Raw genomic sequence first — 7,412 nt, 5'->3', positions numbered from 1 at the left:
GCGCGGCGCCGCGCCTTGACGGCTGTCAATGACAGGTGGGCGGGGGCGGGGAATCCTGCGGTCATTGCAGCATTCCACAAGACAGGAGGTCGAGATGGTCGAGAAATCGCACAGCGCAGGCTTCTGGCCCTCGCTTTACGAACCCTTCCGCGGGCTCGGCGCGCGGGTGGCCGACTGGTTCGCGCCCGCATCCGAGGCGTCGGCCGGCGAGGACGGCTACAGCATCCGGATGGAACTGCCGGGGGTCGAGGAAAAGGACATCAAGGTGTCGCTGGCCGATGGCGTCGTCACCGTGCGCGGCGAAAAGCAGTCGAGCCGCGAGGAAAAGGGCGAGACCTGGTATTTCAGCGAACGCGAATATGGGTCATTCTCGCGCAGCTTCCGGCTGCCGCCCGATGCCGATGCAGGCGCGGTCAAGGCCGACCTGAAGGACGGCGTGCTGACGGTCAGCATCGGCAAGAAGGCGTCCGACGAGACAGCCGGCAGCACCGAGATCCCGATCGGCCGGGGCTGAGGGCGCGTGGCGTTCCGGGGCAAGGGGGGGTGCCCCGGACGCCCTATTGCCAGTCGACCATGCCCATAGCGCCCTGATCGAGCGCCACCAGATAGCCCACAGCCCCCGCAAGGATCAGCCCCAGCAGGACGGCAAGGGCGATCTTCCAGACCGACCAGGGCCGTTCACCCTGCACCCGCCCCGTGCGCCCGTTCACCACGAAGCGATAGCTCTTGCCGCGATAACGATAGGCGGCCAGCCAGACCGGCAGCAGGATATGCTTGAAGGTGACGTCCGAAACCTCGGTCTCCAGCCGGTCGATGCGTTGCTGGTCGCCGCCGATGTCGGCCGCCACGTCGCGCCGGATTACCCGGTCCATGATCGCGCGCGCCGTTCCAAAGCCCTGTTCCAGCCCCACGGTATAGCCCTCGGCGCCGAACCCCGCGAGGTAGTCGGGCCGGTAGGGTTCCAGTTGCGCAAGGTCCCAGGGTTGCAACCCGTCGGTATGCCGCCGCGGCAGGCTGGTCGAGCCCAGCACCAGCACGTCGTCGAAATCCCGCGCCACCCGGCCCGAAACCGGGCTCCAGCGGATCGTCTGCACCCGCTCGGCCTGGCGCTGGCCGTTGCGTGTGACCATCCGCGTCTCGTAATGGATCGTGCCACGCGCGCCGGAATAGCGTGACCTTGTCCGGGCGTCATAGGTCCAGAAGGGGACATAGATGCCCTGCATCGGGCGGCCCCGGCGGGCGAATTCGGTCAGTCCCGAGGGTGCGAACCACAACCGCCCCAGCCAGTCGGTCATCGCCTTGTGCGCCTCGCGTTCGCTGAGTGCAAAGGGCAGCACGGCCTGCGGCTTGATCCGGCGCTGGTGGCCGGTATCGGTGACGACGGGGGTGGCGCAGAACGGACAGGAAGCGGCATGGGTCTGGTCGTCCAGTTCGACCTCGGCGCCGCAATTGGGGCATTTCAGCCGCCGCACCTCCTCCATGTCGGCGGGGGGCAGGGCGGCGGCCAGCGCGGCGCGATAGTCCAGCTCGTGCAGGTGCCGCGCGTCCGGTCCCGCCCCGGCGATCGGTTCGGCATGGCCGCAATGGGCGCACACCAGTTGCCGCGCGCCCGGATCGTAGCGCAGGTTCGCGCCGCACTGGTCGCAGGGGAAGCGGTGGTCATGGGGCGCGGGCGGGGGCGCGGTGTCGGGCATCGGGCGCGGACGGCGCAATCAGGCGTCAGGCGGGGGCGGAGGGGGCGCGACGGTGAAAAGCCGGGCAAGCTCCGTCACCTCCTCGGCGCGTTTCCAGCCGTCCTGGCCCGGGGTCCAGACAAAGGTTTCGCGCCGGAGCGTGCCCGCCATCGCCATCCGCCCCAGATCGGCCCTGGAGAATGGCCCCCTTGTCTCGCCCTTCTCTGCGATATGCCAGACATGTTCGACCGGCGGGGGCGGCGGGGCGGCGCCGGGCATCGGCCCCCATGGCCCCTGCTGCGCGATCTGTGCGCCCATTGCCATGCCCATCCCGGCGCCCAGCCCCGCGGCCATGCCGCCGCCCGCCTGGCCTTGGGCCGATGTCATCGCCTCGGCCGCCGAATACTGGGTGAACCGGCCCAGATCGCCCGCGATCCCCATCGAGGTGCGCTTGTCCAGCGCCTTTTCCACCTCGGGCGGCAGGCTGATATTCTCGATGTAGAATTCAGGCATGCTCAGCCCGTAGGCCTCCAGCGTCTTCGAGACTTCGGTCGCGATCAGCCGGCCCAAGTCGTCGGTATTCGCCGCCATGTCCAGCACCGGGATGCCGGACCGCGCGATCACCCGGGAAAATTCCTGCACGATGATGTTGCGGATCTGGAAGGCGATCTCGTCGCGGGTGAACTCGCCGTCGGTGCCCACGATCTCGACCATGAAGCGGGCGGGGTCGCTGACCCGGATCGCGCAGGTCCCGAAGGCGCGCAGCCTGAGCGGCCCGAATTCCGGATCGCGCAGGATCACCGGGTTCTTGGTGCCCCATTTCAGGCCGGGAAAGCGGGTGGTGGCGACGAAATAGATCTCGGACTTGAAGGGCGAGCGGAAGCCGTGATCCCAGTGCTGCAAGGTCGTCAGCAACGGCATGTTGTTGGTTTCCAGCATGTAGAGCCCGGGCGTGAACACGTCGGCCAGCTGCCCCTCATGGACAAAGACGGCAGCCTGCCCCTCGCGCACGGTCAGCTTGGCGCCATACTTGATCGCGTGGCCCTGCCGTTCGAACCGCCAGACCATGGTATCGCGGGTATCGTCCACCCAGTGGATGACGTCGATGAACTCGCCGGACAGGAAGTCGAAGATGCGCATGGGTCTGGTCCTTCGGGTCGGGTTGTCCCGACTATACGCGCGACGCCCCGCGCAGGTCACGCACAAGCGCGACCCCGCCGGTCAGCTTTCGCCCCCCATCAGTTCCGTCGCGATGGTCTCGATGATGGGGCGGGCCTCGGGCTCGCGCATGCCGGGGCGCAGGCGGCGGTCGTAGAGGATGCGAAGCAGCAATTCGTCATGCGGTGTGAGCAGCGCGAATTCCTCATCATCGTTGAAGATCGAGGGCCGGGCAGCGGGGCTGTCATTGGCCAGCCCCAGCCCCTGGGCCAGTTCCTCGTGGATGCAGGACCGGCGCAGACGGTCGGGATGTTCGCCCCGGATCACCGCAACCGCGTGGGAATAGACGCTCGACTCGCCGCTGGAAAACGCCAGCACCAGGCAGAAGGTCGAGCGCGGCATGCCCTCGATCGTGCGGATGGCGGTGGCGTCGATGCCGGGCACCATCGCGCGCAGGCGGGGTCCGATGCTGCGGCGTTCGTCCTCGTTGAGGATCAGGACATGGAAATTCGCCTGCTCCGGTTCGATCTGCCGGATCGTCAGCCCGGTCAGCCCGGACAGCCGCCGGGCATAGGCGTCGATCTCGGCGCGGTCCCTTGTGCGCTGCGCCTCGGGCACCGTCTCGCCGAAGACCAGCCCCAGCCCGATGGGCTGTTCCCAGCGGCGCAGGCGGCTGGGCGTTTCGCGCGGCACGAGCGCGCCCGCACGCGTGACATATTCGTCGTAAAGCGCGATGCGCACGAAATTCTCGACCACCGCCCGGCGCGAGAAGGGCGCGTCGGGGGCTGTCGCGTCGGTGCGCAGCAGCCCGCGTGACAGAAGGTCGGCCTCGACCCGGGCGAAATGCCGGGCGATCGCCTCGCTTTCGGGCGAGGGCGCGGGGCGCACCAGATCCGGCCGCGGCACGGGGCGGGGGCTGGTTGCCGGGGGCACGATCTGACAACCAGCCAGCGCCCCGAGGACGACAGCATGTATCAGAAGAGGGGGGAGGCGCAGCTTCACCGTGGTCTCAGACCCCCGGAACGGCACCCGCGGCCTGAGCCCGGGATTTCGCGGCCGCCAGCGTGTTGCGCAGTTCGGCCTCCATCTTCCTGAGGTCTTCCTCTGCCTTCGCGCGGCGGGACTTGCCCTCGTCGGCGATCTGAAGGCTTTCCTCGATGGTGGCGACCAGCGTGGCATTGGCCTTCTTGACCGCCTCGATGTCGAACACGCCGCGCTCCATCTCCTCACGCACGATCTTGTTGGCCTCGCGCAGGTTCTCGGCATTGGCCGTCAGCAGGTCATTGGTCAGGTCGGAGGCCGCGCGCACCGCTTCGGCCGCCTCGCGCGAGCGCTGGATCGTCACCGCCTGGGCAAGCTGGGTTTCCCACAATGGCACGGTATTGACCAGCGTCGAGTTGATCTTGGTGACCAGCGACTTGTCGTTTTCCTGCACCAGCCGGATCGAGGGCAGCGACTGCATCGTGACCTGGCGGGTCAGCTTGAGGTCATGCACGCGCCGCTCCAGGTCGTCGCGCGCGGCGCGCAGGTCGCGCAATTCCTGCGCGCGGATCACCTGGTCGTTCTCGGGCGCGGCGCTGACCGCGGCCTCGCGCGCGGGGATGTCGCGGCTGTCCAGATCGGCCAGCTTGGCCTCGCCGGCCGCGATGTAAAGCGCCAGCTCGTCGTAGAAGCCCAGCGTCTTTTCATAAAGCTTGTCCAGCGACTTGATGTCCTTGAGAAGCCGGTGTTCATGGGTCAGCAGATCGTCGGTGATCTTGTCGATCTGGCCCTGCACGGTCTCGAACTGCGCCATGAAATTCGCGATGGGCCGGGCGCGGCGGGTCAGCTTCTCCCACCAGCTGCGCTTGCGCCCGGCATCCAGTTCCGCGACCGAAAAGCCCCGGATCGTGGTCACGATCTCGCGCAGGCTGTCGCCCGCGGGCCCTGCATCCTTGTTGCGCACATCGGCCAGCATGGCCTGGCTGATCTGCTGCAATTCGGCCTGGGCCGAGGCGCCGAAGGAGATGATCGAGCCGCTGTCGGCCATGTCGATCTCGGCCATGCGGGTGCGGATGCCCAGCGCCTGCTTGTCGTCGGCGGCCTCCAGCGGCACCACTTCGGCGGCAGGCGCGGGCAGGATCACGGCGCTGAGTTGCTCGACCTCGGTAAGGGCGGCCTCGGCCTTCTGTCTCACGGTCTCGGACATGTCTCTCACTCTCCAGAATTTGGAATGGCGGACGCGGTGCGTACGCCTTCACGCTGCAGCCTGTCGCGCAGCACCTCGATTTCGACGTCCAGATCGGCCCGGTCGTCCAGCAACAGGGCGCGCGTTCGGGCCGCAAAATTCTCCTCCAGATCGGTCAGAAGCGCCTCGTAATCCGCCCGCGCGCTTGCGTCGCGGGTGCGGGCATAAAGCTCGGAGAACTTGACCGTCACATCGCGCGCGCCCAGCAGGTAGACCACCAGGTAGCGCCGCGCGGCGGTCAGGTCGCGGGGGTCGTTCTCGACGGTGCGGAACATCTCGCGCACGGTGCCCTGAAACCGCTCGACCCGCGCCTCAAGCCGCCGGTCGCCCGCGCGCGCGATGGCATCGGTCATCTTGCGCAGGTGCTTTTCGGCCTCGTCGATCACCCGGACGACGCGCTCGCGTTGCAGGCTGTCGGTGCCCTCGATCCCCTTGTCGCGCATCGGATCAACCCCGAAGGCGGCGCTGTGCAGCACCACGCCCAGGACGGCATAGATCGCGGGCGCCAGGAACCCGGCGCCGGGGGTCATGCCCGCCAGGAACAGCCCCGCCCCGGTCAGCGCCGAGCCGAACATCTTGCGCGGGATCGCCGGGCGGCGGGCGACCTTGCGCACGGCCCAGGCATCCTCGGCCTTCAGCCCCTCGCGTGTCAGCCAGGCCGCCAGCAGCAGCACGCCCAGCGCCATCAGCGTGAGCGCCATCCCGGTCGGATCGGACAGGAAGGCGCGCGGCACAAGGGCCAGCGGCACCACGAACATCAGGTTGGCCCGGCCGCGGGACCGGGCGGCGCGCTGGCCCTGGAACGGGTGACGCGGCGGCGGCGCGCTCCCGTCGTCGGGCCGCGGATCGGGGCTGTATCTCCCGCCATAGCGCTGTGCCATCAGCCGCCCCCCACGATCGCGACATAGAGGATCAGCGCGACCAGCAGGAAGAACGCCAGTTTCTGTAGCCCGGATTCGGACATCAACCCATCCCGTTTCGCTCTTGCCATCATATGGGATGCGAGCGTGTTCCGAAAAGCAAGCCCGACGCGGGCCTCAACGCCGCTTCGGCGGCCCGGCCTTGCGTACCGTGCGCTTCGGTCGCGGGGGTGTCGCCGGCTGGAAATCGCGGTCGAGCCCCAACTGGTCGCGCAGCACGCGCGAGCGCACCTCCACGACCTCGCCGGGTTTCAGATCGCCCAGCCGGAACGGGCCATAGCCCACGCGGATCAGCCGGTTCACGACCAGCCCCACCGCCTCCATCGCGCGGCGGATCTCGCGGTTCCGGCCTTCGCGGATACCCGCGGTGAGCCAGGCATTCGCGCCCTGCTGGCGGTCAAGGCTCACCTCCATCGGCTGGAACCGCTTGCCCTGGACGGTGATGCCCGCGCGCAGGGGGGCCAGCGTCTCGTCCGACGGTGTGCCCTTGATGCGGACGCGGTACTTGCGCAGCCAGCCGGTCGAGGGCAGTTCCAGCCGTCGCTTGATCGCGCCATCATTGGTCAGCAGCAGCAGCCCTTCGGAATTGAGGTCGAGCCGCCCCACCGACATCACCCGCGGCATGTCCTCGGGCAGGGCGTCGAACACGGTGGGGCGGCCCTTTTCGTCCTTCTCGGTGGTCACAAGCCCGCTGGGCTTGTGATAAAGCCACAGCCGCGGGGGCTCGGCCTCGGCGATGGGCTGGCCGTCGACCTCGATCCGGTCCCTGGCGGTGACGTTCAGCGCGGGGCTGTCGATCCGCTTGCCGTTGACCGCGACGCGGCCGGCCTCGATCATGCGCTCGGCCTCGCGGCGCGAGGCGATGCCGGCCCGCGCCAGCACCTTGGCGATGCGATCGCCCTCTGGGGTATCCTGTTCCATGGGCATCGTTTACGCGGGTTTCGGGGCGTGGGAAAGCGGCTTGCGCGGGGGCGGGGCTGGGGCGATGAAGGGGAATGAGCCCGTTTCGCAGCCATATGGAAACCGCCCTTGCCGAGGCCCGCGCTGCCGCCGCACGCGGCGAGGTGCCGGTGGGCGCGGTTGTCGTTTCACCCCAAGGCGTTGTGGTTTCCGCCGCGGGAAACCGCACGATCGAGTTGCGCGACCCCACGGCGCATGCCGAGATCCTGGCGATCCGGGCGGCCTGTCGGGTGCTGGGATCCGAGCGGTTGGCGGGGTGTGATCTTTATGTCACCCTGGAGCCTTGCCCGATGTGTGCCTCGGCGATCAGCCAGGCGCGGATCGGGCGGCTGTATTACGGGGCGGCGGATCCGAAATCGGGCGGCGTGGCGCAGGGGCCGCGCGTGTTCGAGCATCCGCAATGCCACCATGTCCCTGAAATCTATGACGGAATCAACGCGGCCGAGGCCGAGCGGCTGTTGCGCGAGTTCTTTG

Annotated in this window: 8 protein-coding genes; 2 read left to right on the top strand and 6 right to left on the bottom strand. The window is 68.5% G+C overall.

Annotation, left to right across the window (positions count from 1 at the left end):
• The first annotated feature begins 94 nt into the window (after nucleotides 1-94).
• On the top strand, nucleotides 95-514 hold the full coding sequence (locus ENN83_RS04365; protein WP_287184459.1) for an Hsp20/alpha crystallin family protein: 420 nt from the start codon (nucleotides 95-97) through the stop codon (nucleotides 512-514).
• A gap of 43 nt (nucleotides 515-557) precedes the next feature.
• Here the strand turns inward: ENN83_RS04365 and ENN83_RS04360 are convergent, their stop codons facing one another.
• The 6 genes from ENN83_RS04360 to ENN83_RS04335 form a co-directional block, all read right to left on the bottom strand.
• Complete coding sequence (locus ENN83_RS04360; protein ID WP_287184456.1) at nucleotides 558-1,694, bottom strand: primosomal protein N' (replication factor Y) - superfamily II helicase; 1,137 nt, start codon at nucleotides 1,692-1,694, stop codon at nucleotides 558-560.
• Nucleotides 1,695-1,712: 18 nt separating this feature from the next.
• Complete coding sequence (locus ENN83_RS04355) at nucleotides 1,713-2,813, bottom strand: SPFH domain-containing protein (RefSeq protein ID WP_287184453.1); 1,101 nt, start codon at nucleotides 2,811-2,813, stop codon at nucleotides 1,713-1,715.
• A gap of 81 nt (nucleotides 2,814-2,894) precedes the next feature.
• The gene (locus tag ENN83_RS04350) at nucleotides 2,895-3,737 is read right to left on the bottom strand and encodes a DUF2927 domain-containing protein (protein ID WP_287184450.1); all 843 of its coding nucleotides are present in this window, start codon (nucleotides 3,735-3,737) and stop codon (nucleotides 2,895-2,897) included.
• A gap of 103 nt (nucleotides 3,738-3,840) precedes the next feature.
• Entirely contained in the window at nucleotides 3,841-5,019 is a 1,179-nt protein-coding gene (locus tag ENN83_RS04345; RefSeq protein ID WP_287184447.1) for a toxic anion resistance protein, read from the bottom strand.
• A 5-nt stretch (nucleotides 5,020-5,024) separates the two neighbouring features.
• A complete protein-coding gene (locus ENN83_RS04340) occupies nucleotides 5,025-5,939 on the bottom strand; it encodes a 5-bromo-4-chloroindolyl phosphate hydrolysis family protein (RefSeq protein ID WP_287184444.1) in 915 nt (304 codons plus the stop codon).
• Between the two features lie 156 nt (nucleotides 5,940-6,095).
• The gene (locus ENN83_RS04335; protein ID WP_287184441.1) at nucleotides 6,096-6,899 is read right to left on the bottom strand and encodes a pseudouridine synthase; all 804 of its coding nucleotides are present in this window, start codon (nucleotides 6,897-6,899) and stop codon (nucleotides 6,096-6,098) included.
• A 74-nt stretch (nucleotides 6,900-6,973) separates the two neighbouring features.
• On the opposite strand from ENN83_RS04335, the gene ENN83_RS04330 reads away from it, so the two are divergent.
• Nucleotides 6,974-7,412, top strand: a 439-nt coding sequence (locus ENN83_RS04330) for a nucleoside deaminase (RefSeq protein ID WP_287184440.1), incomplete at its 3' end; no start/stop codon positions are given.

The sequence above is a fragment of the Rhodovulum sp. genome, from assembly GCF_011048875.1.
Classification (GTDB): Bacteria; Pseudomonadota; Alphaproteobacteria; order Rhodobacterales; family Rhodobacteraceae; genus Rhodovulum; species Rhodovulum tesquicola.
Note: the sequence above shows the minus strand (reverse complement) of the source record. Positions and strands in the feature narration are given on the sequence as shown.

Excerpts from the sequence above, each read along its gene's own strand:
- ENN83_RS04355 (WP_287184453.1), bottom strand. The coding sequence starts at position 2,813 with ATGCGCATCTTCGACTTCCTGTCCGGCGAGTTCATCGACGTCATCCAC.
- ENN83_RS04345 (WP_287184447.1), bottom strand. The coding sequence starts at position 5,019 with ATGTCCGAGACCGTGAGACAGAAGGCCGAGGCCGCCCTTACCGAGGTC.
- ENN83_RS04365 (WP_287184459.1), top strand. The coding sequence starts at position 95 with ATGGTCGAGAAATCGCACAGCGCAGGCTTCTGGCCCTCGCTTTACGAA.
- ENN83_RS04335 (WP_287184441.1), bottom strand. The coding sequence starts at position 6,899 with ATGGAACAGGATACCCCAGAGGGCGATCGCATCGCCAAGGTGCTGGCG.
- ENN83_RS04360 (WP_287184456.1), bottom strand. The coding sequence starts at position 1,694 with ATGCCCGACACCGCGCCCCCGCCCGCGCCCCATGACCACCGCTTCCCC.
- ENN83_RS04340 (WP_287184444.1), bottom strand. The coding sequence starts at position 5,939 with ATGGCACAGCGCTATGGCGGGAGATACAGCCCCGATCCGCGGCCCGAC.